General features: G+C 68.0%; 16 protein-coding genes. 11 read left to right on the top strand and 5 right to left on the bottom strand.

The genetic code is table 11. From position 1 onward, the window contains the following. Positions 1-91 precede the first annotated feature (91 nt). Genes cheB through ACNSN7_RS05705 form a run of 5 tightly spaced genes read left to right on the top strand, consistent with a single transcriptional unit; the run spans position 92 to position 6,307 of the window. Positions 92-1,159 carry a chemotaxis-specific protein-glutamate methyltransferase CheB gene (gene cheB, locus ACNSN7_RS05685; RefSeq protein WP_418281299.1) on the top strand — a complete coding sequence of 356 codons (1,068 nt, stop codon included), beginning with the start codon at positions 92-94 and terminating at the stop codon, positions 1,157-1,159. Beyond that, on the top strand, positions 1,159-3,426 hold the full coding sequence (locus ACNSN7_RS05690) for a chemotaxis protein CheA (RefSeq protein WP_418281301.1): 2,268 nt from the start codon (positions 1,159-1,161) through the stop codon (positions 3,424-3,426). The genes cheB and ACNSN7_RS05690 overlap by 1 nt, the downstream gene beginning before the upstream one ends. Further along, complete coding sequence (locus ACNSN7_RS05695) at positions 3,423-4,226, top strand: CheR family methyltransferase (protein WP_418281303.1); 804 nt, start codon at positions 3,423-3,425, stop codon at positions 4,224-4,226. The genes ACNSN7_RS05690 and ACNSN7_RS05695 overlap by 4 nt, the downstream gene beginning before the upstream one ends. Further along, entirely contained in the window at positions 4,226-5,434 is a 1,209-nt protein-coding gene (locus tag ACNSN7_RS05700; protein ID WP_418281304.1) for a HEAT repeat domain-containing protein, read from the top strand. Before ACNSN7_RS05695 ends, ACNSN7_RS05700 begins: the two co-directional genes overlap by 1 nt. Then, on the top strand, positions 5,435-6,307 hold the full coding sequence (locus tag ACNSN7_RS05705) for a CheF family chemotaxis protein (protein WP_418281305.1): 873 nt from the start codon (positions 5,435-5,437) through the stop codon (positions 6,305-6,307). A 168-nt stretch (positions 6,308-6,475) separates the two neighbouring features. Here the strand turns inward: ACNSN7_RS05705 and ACNSN7_RS05710 are convergent, their stop codons facing one another. Beyond that, positions 6,476-6,682: a hypothetical protein gene (locus ACNSN7_RS05710; protein ID WP_418281306.1), complete on the bottom strand. Its 207-nt coding sequence runs from the start codon at positions 6,680-6,682 to the stop codon at positions 6,476-6,478. A 316-nt stretch (positions 6,683-6,998) separates the two neighbouring features. On the opposite strand from ACNSN7_RS05710, the gene ACNSN7_RS05715 reads away from it, so the two are divergent. The 4 genes from ACNSN7_RS05715 to ACNSN7_RS05730 all read left to right on the top strand — a co-directional run bounded on the left by ACNSN7_RS05715 (position 6,999) and on the right by ACNSN7_RS05730 (position 9,514). Further along, positions 6,999-7,514, top strand: a complete 516-nt coding sequence (locus ACNSN7_RS05715; protein ID WP_418281307.1) for a hypothetical protein — start codon at positions 6,999-7,001, stop codon at positions 7,512-7,514. Positions 7,515-7,554: 40 nt separating this feature from the next. Further along, positions 7,555-7,971: a JAB/MPN domain protein-containing protein gene (locus ACNSN7_RS05720; RefSeq protein ID WP_418281308.1), complete on the top strand. Its 417-nt coding sequence runs from the start codon at positions 7,555-7,557 to the stop codon at positions 7,969-7,971. Between the two features lie 65 nt (positions 7,972-8,036). Continuing rightward, a complete protein-coding gene (locus ACNSN7_RS05725) occupies positions 8,037-8,363 on the top strand; it encodes a DUF5789 family protein (RefSeq protein WP_418281309.1) in 327 nt (108 codons plus the stop codon). An 83-nt stretch (positions 8,364-8,446) separates the two neighbouring features. Then, entirely contained in the window at positions 8,447-9,514 is a 1,068-nt protein-coding gene (locus ACNSN7_RS05730) for a WD40/YVTN/BNR-like repeat-containing protein (protein WP_418281310.1), read from the top strand. A gap of 5 nt (positions 9,515-9,519) precedes the next feature. Here ACNSN7_RS05730 and ACNSN7_RS05735 read toward each other — a convergent pair whose 3' ends face one another. Continuing rightward, positions 9,520-11,382, bottom strand: a complete 1,863-nt coding sequence (locus ACNSN7_RS05735) for a PAS domain S-box protein (protein ID WP_418281311.1) — start codon at positions 11,380-11,382, stop codon at positions 9,520-9,522. Positions 11,383-11,386: 4 nt separating this feature from the next. Then, positions 11,387-11,548: a hypothetical protein gene (locus tag ACNSN7_RS05740; RefSeq protein ID WP_418281312.1), complete on the bottom strand. Its 162-nt coding sequence runs from the start codon at positions 11,546-11,548 to the stop codon at positions 11,387-11,389. 192 nt (positions 11,549-11,740) lie between these two features. Between ACNSN7_RS05740 and ACNSN7_RS05745 the strand changes: the two genes are divergently transcribed. Continuing rightward, on the top strand, positions 11,741-12,196 hold the full coding sequence (locus tag ACNSN7_RS05745) for a hypothetical protein (RefSeq protein WP_418281313.1): 456 nt from the start codon (positions 11,741-11,743) through the stop codon (positions 12,194-12,196). Between the two features lie 194 nt (positions 12,197-12,390). After that, positions 12,391-14,982: a heavy metal translocating P-type ATPase gene (locus tag ACNSN7_RS05750; RefSeq protein WP_418281314.1), complete on the top strand. Its 2,592-nt coding sequence runs from the start codon at positions 12,391-12,393 to the stop codon at positions 14,980-14,982. A gap of 56 nt (positions 14,983-15,038) precedes the next feature. On the opposite strand, the gene ACNSN7_RS05755 is transcribed toward ACNSN7_RS05750, so the two are convergent. Further along, positions 15,039-16,274, bottom strand: coding sequence for a digeranylgeranylglycerophospholipid reductase (locus tag ACNSN7_RS05755; protein WP_418281315.1), 1,236 nt, complete (start codon positions 16,272-16,274; stop codon positions 15,039-15,041). 105 nt (positions 16,275-16,379) lie between these two features. Then, complete coding sequence (locus ACNSN7_RS05760; RefSeq protein ID WP_418281316.1) at positions 16,380-18,671, bottom strand: PAS domain S-box protein; 2,292 nt, start codon at positions 18,669-18,671, stop codon at positions 16,380-16,382. Positions 18,672-18,680 lie beyond the last annotated feature (9 nt).

An 18,680-nucleotide genomic window follows, 5' to 3' on the forward strand; every position in this document is an offset into this window, starting at 1 on the left:
TGTGGATCGGGCCCATAACCGTGTCCCCTGGATTATCAGGTGTGATTACTGGGTCCGTGGGTTTATGCCGATTCTGGGCCCGCTTCCGTACATGAGTAGGACGACGGATCGACGTGACGAAACCGACGAGTTCCCGCGGGCGGTCGTCGTCGACGACTCGCCGTTCATGCGCGGGTTGATCGCGGACCTGCTGACGGACGCCGGGGTGTCCGTCGTCGGTGAGGCGGGCGACGGCGAGGAGGCGCTCGACGTCGTCGCCGCCAAGCGACCCGACGTGGTGACCATGGACGTCGAGATGCCGGGTATGGGCGGATTGGAGGCGGTCGAGCGACTCATGGCCGAGACGCCGACGCCCGTGTTGATGCTGTCGGCACACACTGACGAGGGTGCCGAGGTCACGTTCAAGGCGCTCGACCGCGGGGCGGTGGACTTCTTCGCGAAGCCGGGCGGGGAGGTCTCGACGGGGGTCTCCCGCGAAGCCGACCGACTCGTCGAGGCCGTCCGGTCGGTCGCCGGTGCCGACCTCGACGCGGCGACCCGAACGGAGCCGGCGACGAGCGTCTCGACCGACGCGCCCCTCACGGAACTCGACGACCCGGTCACCGTGATTATCGGTGCCTCGACCGGCGGGCCGAACGCGGTCGAGCGCGTGATGGCGTCGCTCCCGGCGATGGACTGTCGGATCGTGATCGTCCAACACATGCCGGAGGCGTTCACGTCGCGGTTCGCGGACCGGCTCGACGCCGTCTCGGCGTACGACGTGCGCGAAGCGACCGACGGCGCGCGGATCGGCCGCGGAGAAGCGCTCGTCGCGTGCGGCGGGAGTCACACGCGGATCGACAGCTATCGGGCGGGACGGCTCCGGGTGAAACTGGTCGAGGACGACTCCTTGCCCATCGAACCGGCCGCGGACGTGACGATGCGTTCGGCGGCCGAGACGATCGACGACCCGCTCGTCGGCGTGATCTTGACGGGGATGGGGTCGGACGGGTCCGAGGGGATCCGCGCGATGGCCGACGCGGGCGCGCGAACGCTCGCACAGAGCGAGGACACGTGCGTCATCTACGGAATGCCGAAACGGGCGGTGGAGACCGGAGCGATCGACGAGGTCCACGACCTCGATGACGTCGCCGGGGCGATCGTCGGAGGTGAGACCTGATGGACTCCCACCGTGCCGCGTTCGTCGCCGAGGCGGAGGACGGGATCACGGACCTCAACAACGCCCTGCTCGCCCTCGAAACTGACCCCGAGGACGACGAGGCGATGGACGACGTGTTCCGCGTCGCACACACGCTGAAGGGGAACGCCGCGGCGATGGGGTTCGAGGACGTCTCCTCGTTCGGGCACGCGTTGGAGGACCTCCTCGATGCCGTCCGACAGGGCGACCGAGAGGTCACCCCGGAGCTGATGGATCTGCTCTTCGAGGGCGTCGACACCGTCGAAGCGATGGTCGCGGAGATCTCCGACACCGGTGCGGTGTCGACCGACCCGTCGGATCTGGAGTCGCGGCTCCGAGATATGGAGGAGTACGGGGCCGTGGGCGGGGGCGACGGCGGCGGTGATGGTGGAGGGCCGAGCGACGACGAGACGGCGGACCGAGCGGACGACGAGACGGCGGACCGAGCGGACGACGAGGAGGCGGACCGAGCGGACGACGGCGACTCCTCCGAGCCCGATGACGCGTCCGCGGTCGATGTCCCGGACATCCCCGACGTGGCGTCCGCGATGGACGGGGACGCGTTCGTGTACGCGGACGTGACGATCGGTGAGACGTCGATGGCGGGCGTCGACGCGACGTTCGTGCTGCAGGCGCTCGACCGCGAGTTCGCCGACAACCGCACCGTTCCGGACGCTGACGCGCTTGAAGCCGGCGAGTACGACGAGGGGTTCGGCGCGTTCGTCGTCGCCGACGACCCCGACGTCGTCGCCGAGGGGCTCGGTGCGCTCACGCAGGTGGAGTCCGTGGATACCGTCCTCGTCGACGGGACGGACGCGGGCTCCGGACCGACGGCGGACGGAGACGACGGGTCGACCGGAGCCGATGACGGCGGCCCGGCGACTGACGGGAGCTCCGACGACGCGTCTTCGACGGACGCGAAGCCGGACCGCGACGAGATCAAGTCGATCCGCGTCGACGTCGATCAGGTCGACGAGCTGTACGGACTGGTCGAACAGCTGGTGACGAGCCGGATCAAGCTCCGGCGGGAACTGGAGGAGGCGGACGTCCAGTCGGACGCGCTCGACGAGCTCGACAAGCTCGCGTCCAGCCTGCAGGACACCGCGATGGACATGCGACTCATCCCGTTCTCGCAGGTCTCGGACTCGTTCCCGCGGCTCGTCCGAGACATCGCCCGCGACGTGGACAAGCAGGTCTCCTTCGACATCGAGGGCGACGACGTCGAGCTCGACCGGACGATCCTCACGGAGATGCGCGACCCGCTCGTGCACGTCCTCCGGAACGCGGTCGATCACGGGGTCGAACCGCCCGCGGAGCGCGAGGCGGCGGGGAAGGATCCGACGGGACACGTCCAGCTCACCGCCCGGCGCGACCGCGATCACGTCGTCATCGAGGTGTCGGACGACGGCGGCGGGCTCGATCCCGACGTGCTCCGCCAGAAGGCGGTCGACGAGGGCGTCGAGAGCCGCGAGGCCGTCGAGGCGATGGACGACGACGAGGTGTACGATCTCGTCTTCCATCCGGGCTTCTCGACTGCAGAGGAGGTGACGGACGTCTCCGGTCGCGGGGTCGGAATGGACGTCGTCCGGACGACTGCTCGCGACCTCGACGGCTCCGTGAACGTCGACAGCGAGCCGGGCGAGGGGACGACCGTCCGCTTCCGGCTCCCGGTGACGGTCGCCATCGTCAAGGTGATGTTCGTCGACGTGGGCGGCACGGAGTACGGGATCCCGATAAAGTCGATCGCTGAGATCGCCCGTGCCGACGGCATCGAGGAGGTCCACGGCGACGAGATCATCCGCCACGAGGACGACCTGTATCCGGTGATCCGACTGAACGAGCGACTCGACGTCGCCAGCAGCGGTGGCGGCGTCGCGATCGAGGAGGAACGGGTCGAAGTCGAGGAGAAACCGGACGAGCCGGTCGAAGTCGGGGAGGAACCGGACGAGCCGGTCGCGGCCGCCGACGGCGGCTCCGACGAGGTCGTCGTCGAGCCGGACGCCACGGCGGAGTCGAACGCGACCGAAGCCGCGACCGACGCGGCCTCCGGTGCCGCCGGATCGGGGATGCTCGTTCGGATCCGCGAGGAGACTCGGCAGGTCGCGCTCCACTGTGACGCCGTGTTGGACCAGGAGGAAGTGGTCGTGAAACCGCTCGACGGGCCGCTCTCGGGAACCCCGGGACTCAGCGGGACCGCCGTCCTCGGTGACGGCGACGTCGTTGCCGTCCTCGACGTGGTGAGCCTATGACCGACGAAACCGCGTTCGAGGGCGTGCTTCGTCAGATCGATGATTCGGTACCGTTCGAGCCGGGCTACTACAACACGTCGTACCTCGACCGTCGGATCACCGCACGGATGCGCCGCCGGGACACGGAGTCCCACGAGGAGTACGAGCGGATCCTCCGGGACGACGCCGACGAGCGACAGGCACTGATGGACGCGCTCACGATCAACGTCACGGAGTTCTTCCGCAACTCGGAGATGTGGGAGGTGCTCCGGGACGTGCTGCGCGAACTCACCGCCGACCAACGACGCGTCCGCGTCTGGTCGGCACCGTGTGCCGACGGACGGGAGCCGTACTCGCTCGCGATGCTCGCGTGCGACGACGACCGGATCGACGAGGGACGGGTCGAGGTGCTCGGCACCGACATCAGCGAGGAGGCACTCACGAACGCCCGTGCCGGCGTGTATCACACCACCAGAACGACCGACATCGCGGCGGAGCTCGCACCGCTCTCGGATCCGGACCGATACGTCGAACGGGACGAGGACGCGTTCCGGATCCGTTCCGAGCCACGTCGGCTGGTCGAGTTCGACACCCACGATCTGATCCGCGACGGCTCGCGCGGGCCGTTCGACGTCGTGTTGTGTCGTAACCTGCTCATCTACATCGACGTCGACCACAAGGGCGCGCTGTTCGATACGCTGGAAGCATCGCTATCCGACGGCGGCGTGCTCGTCGTCGGCATGACCGAGAGCGTTCCGCCGAATCGGTCGGGCGGATACGATCCGGTCGATAAACGACGGCGGGTGTTCCGGAGGAACTGATGTCGCTGTACCAGCACGCTCGCGAGGGGAACGTCGAACGCCTCCGGGATGCTCTGGGAAGCGACAGCGCGGCGGTCCGTCGGCGCGCCGGCGAGTTCCTCGGTGAGCTCTCGGACGCGGACGAGCAGGCCACCATCGACGCCCTGCTCCGCGCGGCGACGGACGACGAGGACCCGCAGGTCCGCGGCGCGGCGGTCGATGCGCTCGAGGAGATCGGTCACGAGGCGGTCGAACAGCTCCTCGCCGAGCTCACTGGCGGGCAACGCGCCGAGGCCGAGTGGGTCACCGCCAAGAAGTTCGCACGGGCGTTGGAGTCGGACCGCCCGGAGCTCCGGATGGCCGCGGTGAACGCGCTCGGCCGACTCGCCGAACCGAGCACGTTGCCGGCGCTCATCGACGCGCTCTCCGATGCGGACCCACGCGTCAGGCTCAGAGCGTGTCACGCGTGCGGATCGTTCACGAATCCGCGGACGGTGCCCGCGCTGGTCGAGCGTCTCGACGATCAGTCGCGGGTCCGCCGGGCGGCGGCGAACGCGCTCGGCGGGATCGCGACCGACAGGGCGCTCGAACCACTCACCGACCTGCTCGACGACTCCGACGAGTCGCTTCGGCGGATCGCGGCGGGTGCGCTCGGCAAGGCGAACAATCCGAAGCCGGTCGAGCCGCTCGCCCGCGCGCTCGGTGACGAGAGCGCCATCGTCCGTAACGCCGCGGTCTACTCCATCATCGAACTGCTGTCGAACGTCCCGACTCAGCACAGTCACGCGGTCCGCGATCAGGTCGTCTCCGAACTGAAAGCGGCCGACGACTCCACCGTCGTGGAGCCGCTGGTGGAGATACTCACGGAGGGGCAACAGAACCGCCAGCGCCGAAACGCGGCGTGGATCCTCGGTCGGGTCGCCGAGCCGGAGTCGGTGGCCGCCATCGAGGCGCTCGCGGACGCGCTCGGCGACGACGACGCGCAGGCGTCACAGTTCGCGGCGACCAGCCTCAAAACGCTCGGTGGTCCGAAAGCCGAGAAGACGCTTCTGGACCGCCTCTCGCCGGAGTACTCGGAGGATGCCCGGGCCAAGGCGGTGTTCGTGCTCGGGCAGATCGGCGGACAGGAGACGCTGAATCGGCTCGAAGGACTGACGGACGACGAGAGCGCGGCGGTACGGAAGCGAGCGTTCTCGGCGGTTTCCAAGCTTCGTGCCGGAGGGATGTAAATGAGCGACCGAGAAAGTGAGTACAAGATCGCGGACACCCAGGCACGGTTCGCCGTCGCCGTCCGCGACGGACGAGCGATCAACGACGTCTCGTGGACGCCCGGGAGGGCCCTGTTGTCGAACCGCCGACTGATCCTCGCGGGCAACGACGGGAAGCGAACGATCTCGCTTTCGAAACTCGAGGGGCTCGGCGGTCGACACGACGCCAACCAGTCGATCACGCGGGTGTCCAACTACGTGAGCTTCGATCTCGGCGATCAGGTGCTGATCGTCGCCGCCGCCGATCACGAGGCGTTCGAGCGGGACGTGTACCGCGCGCTGCTCGACCAGCGGACGCTGATGGCGAAACACCCCGCCGTCGCCGGCGGCGTTGTCCAGGAGACCGAGTGGGAGCAGGCGCGGGTGAAGATCGACGAGAACGGGCTCAACGCGGCGATGGAGAGCGGCGCGTTCGTGAAGTTCGATCTCGACGACATCAGCGGTCTCGACGCGGCACAGCGAACCGTCAACGGCGAGAAGAAACCCGTGATCGAGGTGTCACACACCGATGAGGAGGGCACGAGCATCGAGACGCACATCGCGGGCGCTCCCGAGCGCGTGCGGTTCGTCGAGGCGTGGCTCCAGAAGGGTGAAGAGCGGAGCTCGACGAACGTCGACCTCTCGAGCCGCGACAGGGAGGTGTTGATGGCGCTGTACTCCGGGGTGTCCCCGTTCGAGATCCCGTCGTTCCTCGGCATCGACGTCGACGTCGTCGAGGAGACGTTCGAGCGACTGATCGACCTCGAGGTCGTCGAGGAGGTCAGGGTCCGTCGAGAGGTGTCGCTCAACTCCCGCGGTCGCAACATCGCCAGCGAGGCGATGAACGAGCAGTGACCGCTCTTCTTACGTCTCCTCTTCGGCTCTGTTGAGATCGTATCCTTCAGACACAATACGGCATGCAACAGCCGGCCGCTGAAGGGTGCTTCTTGATCGATGACGGGAGTGGGTGTACCAGATCGGTGGCGTGGTTGTTTATACGTGAGACTGGGGTGTTGCTGTCGACTATTTATAAGCGATCTCGCTCGGATCGACGATGCACGCCTGCAAAGCCCCAGCCGCGAGGACGAAGCCCGCCGCAGTAAGCACCGAAGCGAGCAACGCGAGCGAGGCGCGCAGCAAGGCGCGCGAGTCGTCGCGGCTGGGGCTTTGCAGGCGTTTACCGTCGATCCGAGGAAGACCATTTATAAGCGAGCGGCTGGGGCTTTGCAAGTGTTCATCGCAGAGTCGTCGATCAGTTATAAACATCCGCCAGCAACACCCCAGTTCCACGTATAAACAACCGTCCCACCGATCTGATTCACGTACTCCCGTTATCGATCAAGAAGTACCCATCACCGATCGGCTGTTTCATGCCGTGTCGTATCTGAAAGAGGGGATCGCAACAGGGCCGTATCGTCGTGGTCGCCACGACACAGAGCACGGTGATGAGACGCTGAACGGACGACGAAACCCATATGCGTCCGGCTGTCGGAGTACGGGACGAACCGGGGAATCAGGTACCGGGATTCTCCGAGGAGTGTCCATCGTGGATCCGCTTGAACCAACCGACGACCTGCTCGAATCGCTGTACGTCGTGAACAAGGTCGCCAAACAGCTCTCCGACGACGCCACCGACGCCTACGAGCGCGGAGACACGACGCGGAGCAACGTCTGCTCTGCGCGGAAGGACGCGCTGTACCGAACGAAGACGGACGTGTTGCGACGTGTCGTCGCGTCCGATCCGTCCGCCGTCTCCGGGGAGTACCACGCGATCAACGGGGACGCGTGGCTCTTTATATCCGTGAACGGATGGCACTTCCACCAGCCGCCGTACGCGTTCGGAACCGACCTCACGGACCGGATCGACGTGGCGAACTCCCCGTCGTCGCCGCTGGACGCACCGTACGTCCGTGACCCGTCGATCGACCGCTCGGACCGTTCGCTCGAGGACGCGCTGGGTCACCTGGCCGACCACGGCGTCAACGCGAACGATCACCTCGCGCGCCCGACGATACGCGGGACCCACGACCGCCTCGTCGACGTCCGGTGGCCGTTCCTCTAGCCGTCGGGGGTTTTTATCCGACCGGACCGTACGTGCCGGCGTGATACACGTCACACGGGACCTGCTGACGGTGCTCCTCGACCACGCGGACGAGCGTGACCCGCTGTCGGCGAATCTCCAGCTGTCGGCGACTCCCGCCGCCGAGTTCGACACCCAAACGGGGCTCGACCCCGAAACGCCGGTTCTCACGCACTTCACGCTGGCCGACGTCGGCGGGTCGGTGAACGCGGTGTTCGGCGTCGACCTGGGGACGCCGGCGGGCCGCGGTCGCGCCCGGTTCCTGTCGCATCCCGACGGAGCCCTCGAACTCTCGAAAACGGACGACCTCGCCGCGGTCGTGCTGGTCGCGGTCCCGCCGTACGACGACGACCACGTCGCCGCCTTCGATCGGGCGGGGGAGCCGGTCGAGCTCGGCATCATCGACGCCGTCCCTCCCGAGGAGTCCGTCCCGGAGTGAGGCGTCGAGCGAACGCGACGACGCGAACACGGGTTTAAAGACGGACGGCGGCGTACCGGCCGGCGATGGCAGCACGCCCACCCGGTGGCGGCGGAACGTCCGAGCCCGAAGCGATCGAGTTCGGCATCGCCACCCTCGACGCCCGGCTGGAGGACGCGGACGTGTCGTTCCCCGCGACGGGCGAGGAGATCCGGCGAGCGCTCGACGGCCAGCAGATCCCCTACGACGCGAAGGGGCGGTCGCTCGGGATCGACGAGGTCCTAGAGCGGGTCCCGCAAGATGAGTTCGAGAACGAAACGGCGTTCCTCAACGCCGTGTATCCCGTCTTCGACGACGCTCGGCAAGACGGCGGCGGGTTCCTCGACGGGCTCCGCGACGCGCTTCCGTTCTGATCGCGTTCCATCGTTCGGATCGCATTCCATCGCTCCGGGCACTGCACGGCTTTTATCTCTAGCATGCGTATTCGTCTCACACCATGACCGTATACACCGCGTACCGCGGCGGGCTGTGGATCGTCGACCCGGCGGTTCCACGGGTCGATCGCCGGCTCGCCGGCCGAACCGTCGAGTGCGTGGCGTCGTCGCCCGACGCACCGGGGCGCGTCTTCGCGGGAACGTCCGGGGACGGGCTGTATCGCTCGGTGGACGGCGGCGGCTCCTTCGGCCGGGTCGATCTCGCCCACGATCCTTCCCTCGACTCTCCCGACGGCGCGGTCGCCGATGCGGGAGCCGACGCCGAAGCGGCGACCGATCCGGGGGAGTCCCGGTCGATCACTGCGCTCGCGGTGAGCCCGCACGATCCGGACGAGGTGTGGGTCGGAACCGAGCCCTCGCGCGTTCATCGGTCGACGGACGGCGGCGACTCCTTCGAGCGGCTCGACGGGCTGACTGACGTCCCGTCGGCGTCGGAGTGGTCGTTTCCGCCGCGTCCCCACACCCACCACGTTCGGTGGATCGAGCCGTGTCCGGCGGATCCCGTGCGCTGGTACGTCGGTATCGAGGCGGGCGCGCTCCTCGTGACACCCGACGCGGGCGAGACGTGGATCGACCGGCCGGCGGGCTCGCCGCGGGACACCCACACGCTCGCGACCCATCCGGACGCGCCGGACCGAGTGTACGCCGCGGCGGGGGACGGCTACGCCGAGAGCGACGACCGCGGTCGGACGTGGGCCGCTCCCGACGCCGGACTCGATCACGGCTACGTGTGGGGACTCGCGGTCGATCCGGCCGATCCGGGAACGGTGCTCGTCAGCGCGGCGTCCGACGCGACCGCGGCACACCGGCGCGGCGAGGCGTACCTCTACCGGAAGCGGGCGGCTGTCGCGACGACGGGAGCACACGAGACGTGGGAGCGACTCCAGGGCCGTGGGCTCCCGACCGGCGACGGGACGTATCGTGCCGTTCTCGCGAGCGGATCCGTCGACGACGGGATGTTTGCCCTGAACGATCGGGGGCTGTACCGAACGGCCGACGCCGGCGACTCCTTCGAGCGCGTGTCCGTCGACCTCCCGGCTGAGCCGCCACGAGCGATGGCGGTCGGGTAGAGGTCTCAGCGAGGGGCGTCGTCCGAGACGATCGGCACCCGGAGGGTGACGATCGAGCCGCGGGGATCGTTGTCGTCGTACGTCACCGATCCGCCGGCGTCGTCCACGACCCACTGAACGAGCCAGAGACCGAGACCGGACGCGTGGTCGATCGGCGTCTCCTCGTCCCCGGACAGGGCTCGGCGCTCCGCCTCGGGGATCCCCGGTCCGTTGTCCGCGACGGACAACACGGCTTCGTCGTCGGTGCGGCGAACCGTCACGACAACCTCCGGATCGCGGTCGCAGTGCGCGAGCGCGTTCGAAACGAGTTCCTCGACCGCGACCGTCAGTCCGGCTCCTGACCGAACCGTCACGGGCTGCAGCCGCGTCTCGATCGCCGCCTGCTGGTTGACGTTGCGGAGCGCGTCAACCGTGTTCGCTACCTCTCGGTCGAGTCGAATCGGCCCGTCATCCGCTCGTCTCTCCTTAAGTACCGATCGAAACCGCCTCGCTGCGTCCGACAACGATAGCAGGCTCTCCGCGGCCGATCGAATCCGTCCCGTGTGGAACTCGATGTCGTCGCTTCCGTCCTCGATCTCGTTGACGTGCCCGAGGACGACGTTGAGTCTGTTCCGAAGGTTGTGTCGCAACACGCGATCGAGCACCGTGAGTCGGATCTCCCGCTCTCGGCGGTTCGTTACGTCGCGCTGAAATCCGAGGAAGTACTCGACGTCGCCACCGGGACCGTAGATCGGCGTGACCTCGAGGGCGTTGTACCACCGGCTGCCGTCCGCGCGCTCGTTGAGGATCTCGACGGACACCGGCTCACCGGCGTCTATCGCCTCTCGGAGCTGTGCGATGGTCTCGGGGTCGCTGTCGGGGCACTGTAGCACCCGCGGGTTCCGACCGAGGATCTCCTCGCGGGACCGACCCGTCAGCCGTTCGAACTCCTCGTTGACGTACACGAGCGGGTTGTCGGGAAGCGAGGGGTTCGAGATCGTGATGCCGATCGTCGCGGCGTCGATCGCGCGTCGGTACAGTCGGAGCTGTTCCTCGCGCGCCTTCCGACGCGAGGCGTCGTGAACGACCACCTGCACGTCGCTCGTGAAGCCGGAGCCGGGAGTGTCGTCGGCCACTGGATCCGACAACGCGTGATCGGCGTGGTCGCGGATCGCGGTCGCTGCCAGCTCGACCGGGACCGACCGATCCCGGCCGATCATCGACGCCTCGACGAACTCGGTCGGCTCGGGCCCTGACAGCTCGGAGAGAAGCCGATCGATCCGGTCGCGGTCAGGCTCGGTGAACAGCCGGACGAACCGCTCGCCGTCCATCTCCTCGGGGTCCCGGCCGACCAATCGCTCGGCGGCGTCGTTGCTGTCGGTGATATCCCCGTCGGTCAGGAGAAACACCGCGGCGGGCGTCCCCTCGACGAGTCGGCGGTATCGCTCCCGGTTCCCGACGAGCGCCATCGTGAGCTGTCGGAGGGATAGCGCGTTCTCCAGTCGTCGCCGCAACACCGTCGTCCGCAGGGGCGTTCCGAGCACGTCGGTTACGACGGCTGCGACCGACCGTGGGAGCCTCGAGAGCGTCTCATCGGCGTCTCCCCCGGCGATGAGTAGACACGGGACGATCCCGTCGCGGGTCGTGCGGACGTCTCGCAGCGCCGACTCGCCGTCACGAAGCGACGGCAGGTCGACGAGACAGCAGTCGAACGACGTGCTCGATAGTTCGTCGGGCGCTGAGACGACGGGTTCGTACCCGTTCGCGTCCAGCCACTCCGTGAGGAGCCGACGATCCTCTCCGGGTCGAAGGCAACAGCAGATCGTCGGCATCGACGCTGTGGACACCCAGCGTTCGGCTTCCAGCGTTGGTCCGGATCGATCTCGCATCGAGCTACCGATCGTCGGCTTCGAGCTCGGGAGGCCCGGGGAAGTCCCGCCGGAGGATCCGGAGCTGGGTGAGCGGATCGATACACGACCGATCGGGTAGCAGTCCACCGTCGCGGACCGGGTCGATCCCGCCGATTCCTCCACGGGTTCGCTCGTTGAGGACCATCTATTCAGTATGCGTTGCTCCGTCAGTATGAAGCTACCTCAACGCACCGTCGGACGCCGCGTGGACCCGCGACCGCCCCCGACGCTCGACGGTCCGGATCGGGACCGAGCTCCGGGGATTCGGGGTCGGGACCGAGCTCCGGGGATTCGGGATCGCAACCGAATTGGTAGCCGGGACCGTGCCCACACGCAGATGATCGAACATCGACGTCCCCTTCGGATCGCGGCGGGACTCCTCGCGACCGTCGTCGCCGGGATCCACGCGTACTGGGCGCTCCCGAACGCGGCGACACAGCTGCTCGTGTGGCAGTTTCCCGACCCGCGTCCGGCCGCGTTTCTCCTCGCGACCGTGGCGATCCTGGCGGGGATCGCGCTCGCCGTACAGGGGTTCGATCCCCTTCCGATATACGTCGGCGGGATCGCTCTGATGGTCGCCTTCCTCGGCGGCTACGCCGCGTGGCACACGGTGTTGGACCACGGCGCGTTCTGGCCGGGCCGACACGCGCACGGACACTCCGACGCGTCGGCAATCGCGGTCGTCGCCACGCATCTCTTCGCGGACCGTCTCGCGCTCGCGTCGAAAGCCGCCGAGGCGGCGTTGCTCGCCGTGCTCGCCGTACTTACCGGGATCGAACTCCGGAGCGAGTGATACGACCCGAACGCCGGGACGAACGACGCGATCGAACGCCGGGACGAACGACGAAACCCATTACCGCGCTCGACCCCAACAGCCCGTAGCTACGACCGTAAGCCGCTCTCGACGATCGTGAGCGGGACGGACGAACGAGCGGGACCGACGAACGAGCGGGACCGACGAGACACACTCATGACCGAGGCCGAGACGTGACAGAGACACACACCCCCGACGGCTGCACGCTCTGTGAGCTCCCGACGGAGGGCGCTGACGTGGTCGACGCCGACGGCAACCGGTTCTGCTGTGTCGGCTGTCGGGACGTGTTCGACGCGCTCGGCGACGTCGACACCGACGTCGACGCCGAGGACGTTCGCGCCGCTCGGCGGGCGGACGACGCCGACGCGTCGGACGGGGGTCGGGCGGACGTCCCCGCCGATCACGAGGCGACGTTCCTCGAGGTCGACGGGATGCACTGTGCGACCTGCGAGGCGTTCATCGAGACGGTCGCGACCCGAACCGACGGTGTGAGCGCCGCCAGCGCCAGCTACGTCACGGACACGGTGCGGATCGACCACGACCCGGATGCGGTTTCCTCCGAGGACGTCGCCCAGGCGGTCAGCGGACTCGGGTACAACGCGTACGACCGCGACGACGCGTTCTCGCGGCGGCAGGCGGACAACATGGCGACCGCGCGCGTCGCCGCCGGGGTCATGGTCGGCATGGCCGTCATGCTCCAGTACATCGTCATCATCTATCCGACGTACTTCGCGTTCCCCTTCTACGACGAGCGGACCCTGACGTTCCTGAACGAGGCGATGGCGTCGACGTCCGGGACGTACTTTTTCATCGTCATCGCCGTGCTCACCACGATCGTCCTCCTGTTCACGGGCAAGCCGATCCTGCGCGGCGCGTACGTGAGCGCGAGAACGCGCTCGCCGAACATGGACCTCCTCGTCGCGATCGCCGCCGTGAGCGCGTACCTGTACAGCACGTTGGCGGTGATGCTGCTGGAGAGCCCGTCGATATACTACGACGTGACGGTCGCGATCATCGTCATCGTCACCGTCGGCAACAACTACGAGTCGTCGATCAAACGCCGCTCGACGGAGCTCCTCTCGGATCTCACCGCGGCGCAGGTCGACACCGCACGTCGCGTGCGAGCCAGCGAGAACGACCCGGAGCGAGTGGAGGCGGCGCACGCTGACGCGGACCCGGAGGGCGAGCGGGCCGACCCGGACCCGGAGGGCGAGCGGGCCGACCCGGACCCGGAGCAGGTCGGGATCGACGAGCTCGTTCCGGGCGATCACGTCCTCGTCCGGGCGGGAGAGCGCATCCCGGTCGACGGCGAGGTCGTCGACGGATCGGCCGCGCTCGACGAGTCGGTCGTCACCGGCGAGTCGCTTCCGGTTCGGAAGGTAGTCGGCGACGGCGTCGTCGGCGGATCGGTGGTGACGGACGGCGCGGTGACCGTGGCCGTCGGTCCCGACGCCGCGTCCAGCCTCGACCGCGTCGCCGAACTCGTGTGGGACCTCCAGAGCGGGAACCACGGGATTCAGAAGCTCGCGGACCGGCTCGCGACCGTCTTCGTTCCGCTGGTGTTGACGATCGCGATCGTCGTCGCCGCGATCAACCTCGCGCTCGGCAACGGCGTCGCGACGGCGATGCTGGTCGCGCTCACCGTGCTCATCGTCTCGTGTCCGTGCGCGCTCGGACTGGCGACGCCCCTCGCGGTCGCGGCCGGGATCCGCGACGCGCTCCGCCGGTCGATCGTCGTGTTCGACGACACGGTGTTCGAGCGGATCCGCGGCGCGGACACCGTCGTGTTCGATAAGACCGGGACGCTGACGACGGGCGAGATGTGCGTCGTCGACTGCGACGTCGACGACGACCTGCTCGGACTCGCGGCCGCGCTGGAGGACCGCTCGGCACACCCAGTCGGCCGGGCCATCGCCGCGGCCCGACCGGGCGGGACCGGATCGGACGTGACCGAATCGAACGTGACCGGATCGGACGTGACCGAGCCGACCGTGACCGACGGCGGGACGGCGGTCACGGCCGCGGAGTCGGTCGAGTCGTTCGAGAGCCACCGCCGCGGCGTCTCCGGGGTCGTCGACGGCGTCGAGGTCGTCGTCGGTCACCCGGATCTCTTCGACGAGCGGGGATGGACCGTCCCGGCCGCGATCCGGGAGTCGATCGCCGCCGCCCGCGACGTGGGGCGAGTGCCGGTCGCCGTGGGACGTGACGGGGCGGCGGTCGGCGTCGTCGTCGTCGGGGACGAACTGCGAGACGGGTGGGCGGAGACGCTGTCCGCGCTCGACGAGTCGGGCGTCGAGGTCGTCGTCCTCACCGGCGACGACGCCAGGGCGTCCACGGTGTTCCGCGAACACGACGCGGTGTCGTCCGTGTTCGCGGGCGTCCCCCCGGAAGGGAAAGCCGAGACGGTCGAACGACTGAAGCGGCAGGGGCGGACCGTGATGGTCGGCGACGGGACGAACGACGCGCCCGCCCTCGCGGCCGCGGACCTCGGGATCGCTCTCGGCGGCGGCACGGCGATGGCCGCGGACGCGGCGGACGTCGCGGTCGTCGACGACGACCTCGCCTCCATCGAGACCGTCTTCGAACTCTCGCGGGCCGCCGGGAGACGCGTCAAGGGGAACATCGGCTGGGCGTTCTGTTACAACGCGATCGCGATCCCGCTGGCAGTGACCGGGCTGTTGAACCCGCTGTTTGCCGCCGTCGCGATGGGGCTGTCCAGCCTGCTCGTCGTGACGAACTCCTCGCGGCCGCTGCTGTCGGAGTGATTGACACCGCGGGACGAACGTGCTCCGGGCCTCGTGAGCCGGATTCCCCGGCCCGCCTACGAGCCGAGCCGCTCGCGTGCGAACTCCGCGAGCAGCGGGAGGTCGCTGAGGTGGATGAGCCTGCGCATCGCGCGTTTGTTCCCCTCGTTGACCTTCGCGAGGACGTCGTCATCGGTCGTCCGGAGATCCCGCATGAGGCGGTCGTATCGCTCGTTCGGTGCGAGATACAGCATCTCCGTGAGCATGAGCCGGGCCCGCATCCGGGGTGCGACCTCCTCGTGCCAGAGCTGGTCGTATATCGCGAGACTCTCCGCGTCGGTCGGTCGCGCGGCGTCCGTGAGACAGCGATCGATGGTGACGGCGGCGGCGCGAGCCGACTTCATCCCCTTGTGGATCCCTTCGCCCCACAGCGGGTCGATGCTCGGAACGGTGTCGCCGATGGCGAGGAACGAATCGGTGTGCATCCGGTCCGGCATCTGGATGTGTGCGGAGCCGCGATGCACCTTCCCGTCGATGCACTCCGCGTTCGCGAACCGCGGGTCGTCGTCGATCCACTCCTCGAGGTATCCGTCGATCGTCTGTCCCTCCTTCGCGTACTGTCGGTGACTGTCGTTTTGAATGTAACACAGCCCGACCTTCGCGCTCTCCTCGCCGGTGGCGAAGATCCACGAGTAGCCGCCGGGGGCGATGTCGTGATCGAGCCGAAGCATCATCGCCCGTCGCAGGTCCGCGTAGTCGGGATGGTTCATCTCGACGCCGTCCATCTCGTACTCGATCCCGATCGCCTGGTTCTCGCGTCGCAGATCGACGACGTCGAGCGCGCTGGCGATCGGTGCTGCAGGGCCGGTCGCGTCGACAACGACGTCGGCGTACACCTCCCTGCCGCCGCCGTACTCGACGCCCTCGATGACGCCGTCGTCGTCGAGGATCGGTCGTGAGACGCGCGCGTCAAAGCGGTACTCTGCCCCCTCCTCGCGGCCGTCCTCGACGAGATACCGTTTGAACTCGCCGAACTCCAGTACTGCGCCCGGCTGATAGCTCTCGTAGTACTCGTTGGGGGATTCGAGGACGACGTCGTCCGTGTACTGCATCACCACGTCGCCGGGAATCCCGAACGAGGACATCATCGACGGGAACGTTCCTGCGGTCGATTTGTTGCTCTGTCGGGGAAACTCGTCTTCGGGCTCCGTCTCGAGGACGACGACGTCGTAGTCCCGCGCCGCCAGATCGCGGGCGCACTGTGCGCCCGCCGGCCCGGCACCCGCGATCACGACGTCGTAGCGGTCAACCATACACACTCGATACGGACCCGGGTAATTAGGCTTGCTGAAAACGGTCGTGCACGGGCCGCGAGCGCCCGTGGTCGCGGAGTTTTGACGACACAGCGAGGTCGGATTTCACGACACGAACTCGATTTCAGCGATCTCGAATCGGGCCCCGCCGCCGCACCCGTCCGTCACCCGAACGGTCCAGTCGTGTGCGGACGCCACCTGCTCGACGATCGTCAGGCCGAACCCGGTTCCGTCTATCGCACCCGAGTAGCCGCTCTCAAAGACCCGTTCCCGCACGTCGTCGTCGATGCCCGGACCGTCGTCGGCCACGTAGAAGCCGCGGGCGTCCGCCAGTTCGCCGACGGTGATCGTCGGCTCCGATCCGCCGTGTTCCACGGCGTTCCGAAAGAGGTTCTCCAGGAGCTGCTGGAGTCGGCTCCGGTCGGCTCGGAGCGATCGATCGATCTCGACGACGAGCTCCGCGTTCCGCGTGTCGACGTTGTGCCAGCAGCGGTCGACCACCTCCCGGAGATCGACCGTCCCCGGATCGGAGACGGTGTTGCCCTCGCGTGCGAGCTCGAGGAGATCGTCGATCAGCGTGTCCATCCGTTCGAGCGCACGCGCCGCCGCGTCGAGTCGGTCGCTCTCGCGGTTTTCGCGCTCGATTTCGACGTTCCCGATGGCGACGCTCAACGGGTTCCGGAGGTCGTGTGAGACGACGCTGGCGAACTCGGTCAACCGCTCGTTCTGTCGATGGAGCTTCCGCTCCCGCTCCCGACGCTCGGTTACGTCGCGTATCACGCCCACGCGACCCGGATCGTCTCCGGGACCCGGAAGCGTCGTGAACCGTAATTCCGCCGGAACGGACTCCCCCTCGGCGGTGCGGAACTCGTACTCGACCCGACCGATATCTCGGTCGCCGCGTTTGACCTGTTCGTACATCGGCTCCGTCTCGTCGAGCACGCCGTCGTCGACCCATTCGCTGATATGCGTGCCGACCAACTCCTCGGGATCGGCACCCTTCATCTCGGCGTACGCGTCGTTGACGAACTCGATCGTTCCGTCGCCGCCGAGCGAGTACACCGCGTCGGCGAGCGACTGGACGATCCGTTCGTACCGCCGCAGTTCACGCTCGCGCTCCCGGCGCTCGTGGTTGCGGAGCGCACGGTGGACGACGTCCGCGACGTCGCTGACGAACTCCACCTCGTCGTCGGTCCACTCCCGACCGTCGCCGACGTGTTCGTGACAGATCGTCCCGACGACCCTCCCGTCGGACCGGAGGGTACCGTCCAACACCGCGCCGACGTCGTGCTCGTCGAGGTACGCCGCGAGCTCCGCGGTTCGCGGATCCGTCCGGGCGTCCGCGACGGCGACCGCCCGGTTCGTTTCGAGCGCCTCGAGGTACGCCGGGTGGTCCGCCACGGACAGCTCGATCCCAGTCGTGTGGTCGTCGGTCGCACGATCGTAGTCGCCCACGCAAGTGAGCACGTCCGGATCCGCCTCGTCACGGAGCCAGACGCTAACGCGGTCGACATCGAGCACGTCGGCGGTCGTTTCCGTGACCCGACGGAGCGCCGTCTCGATCCGACCGTCCGTCACCGCGTCGTCCGTCGCCAGTTCGACGAGCGTGTCGCGCTGTCGCTCGCGGCGTCGACGGCGACGACGCTCCTCGGTTATCTCCGCACCGAACCCGGCGACGCGAACCACCTCACCCGTCTCGTCGCGGATCGGCTCACCACGGATCCGGATCCATCGTTCGCGCTCCGCATCGGCGGTAACGCGGTACTCGATCTCGGTCGACTCACCGTCGGACAACCGGTCCATCGCGGCCCGGACGTCGTCCCGGTCGTCGGGATGGATCCCCCCGAGGAAGTCGGTTGGTTCCGATCGGAGGTCGGCGATCGACTGTCCCCACACCTCCTCGTAGGCGGAGCTGATGAACAGCAGTTCGCTCCAGTCGCGATCGAACACGAACACGACCTGCTCGGTCGTGTCGGCGATCTCCAGGAGTCGCTGTTCCGCCCGCCGACTCCGGAACCGCTCGACCGCGTTCCGGATCCGGTTCGCGAGCAGTTCGTATCGTTCCGTGCCCGATCCCTTTCGGAGGTAGTCGGTCGCGCCCGCCCGGATCGCGTCGCTGGCGACTTCCTCGCTTCCCTTCCCGGTGAACAACACGAACGGGAGGTTCGAGTCCTCCTCGCGAACCGCTTCCAGAAAGTCGATACCGTTCCGACCGGGCATTTCGTAGTCGGACACGACGCAGTCGAACTCGTCGGCCGCGAGGCTGTCGAGTCCCTCGTCGACGTCGGTCGCCGTCTCGACCGAGAATCCCCCGTCCGTCCGTTCGAGGAACGTTGCGGTCAGATCCGAGAACGCCGTGTCGTCGTCGACGTGTAGCACGCGGATCCCCTCTCCCATACCTGCACG

Source organism: Halorubrum rarum (assembly GCF_048380895.1).
Taxonomy (GTDB): Archaea; Halobacteriota; Halobacteria; order Halobacteriales; family Haloferacaceae; genus Halorubrum.

Coding starts and splice junctions, on each gene's coding strand:
- cheB (WP_418281299.1), top strand. CDS start 92: ATGAGTAGGACGACGGATCGACGTGACGAAACCGACGAGTTCCCGCGG.
- ACNSN7_RS05690 (WP_418281301.1), top strand. CDS start 1,159: ATGGACTCCCACCGTGCCGCGTTCGTCGCCGAGGCGGAGGACGGGATC.
- ACNSN7_RS05695 (WP_418281303.1), top strand. CDS start 3,423: ATGACCGACGAAACCGCGTTCGAGGGCGTGCTTCGTCAGATCGATGAT.
- ACNSN7_RS05700 (WP_418281304.1), top strand. CDS start 4,226: ATGTCGCTGTACCAGCACGCTCGCGAGGGGAACGTCGAACGCCTCCGG.
- ACNSN7_RS05705 (WP_418281305.1), top strand. CDS start 5,435: ATGAGCGACCGAGAAAGTGAGTACAAGATCGCGGACACCCAGGCACGG.
- ACNSN7_RS05725 (WP_418281309.1), top strand. CDS start 8,037: ATGGCAGCACGCCCACCCGGTGGCGGCGGAACGTCCGAGCCCGAAGCG.
- ACNSN7_RS05730 (WP_418281310.1), top strand. CDS start 8,447: ATGACCGTATACACCGCGTACCGCGGCGGGCTGTGGATCGTCGACCCG.
- ACNSN7_RS05735 (WP_418281311.1), bottom strand. CDS start 11,382: ATGCGAGATCGATCCGGACCAACGCTGGAAGCCGAACGCTGGGTGTCC.
- ACNSN7_RS05740 (WP_418281312.1), bottom strand. CDS start 11,548: ATGGTCCTCAACGAGCGAACCCGTGGAGGAATCGGCGGGATCGACCCG.
- ACNSN7_RS05745 (WP_418281313.1), top strand. CDS start 11,741: ATGATCGAACATCGACGTCCCCTTCGGATCGCGGCGGGACTCCTCGCG.
- ACNSN7_RS05755 (WP_418281315.1), bottom strand. CDS start 16,274: ATGGTTGACCGCTACGACGTCGTGATCGCGGGTGCCGGGCCGGCGGGC.
- ACNSN7_RS05760 (WP_418281316.1), bottom strand. CDS start 18,671: ATGGGAGAGGGGATCCGCGTGCTACACGTCGACGACGACACGGCGTTC.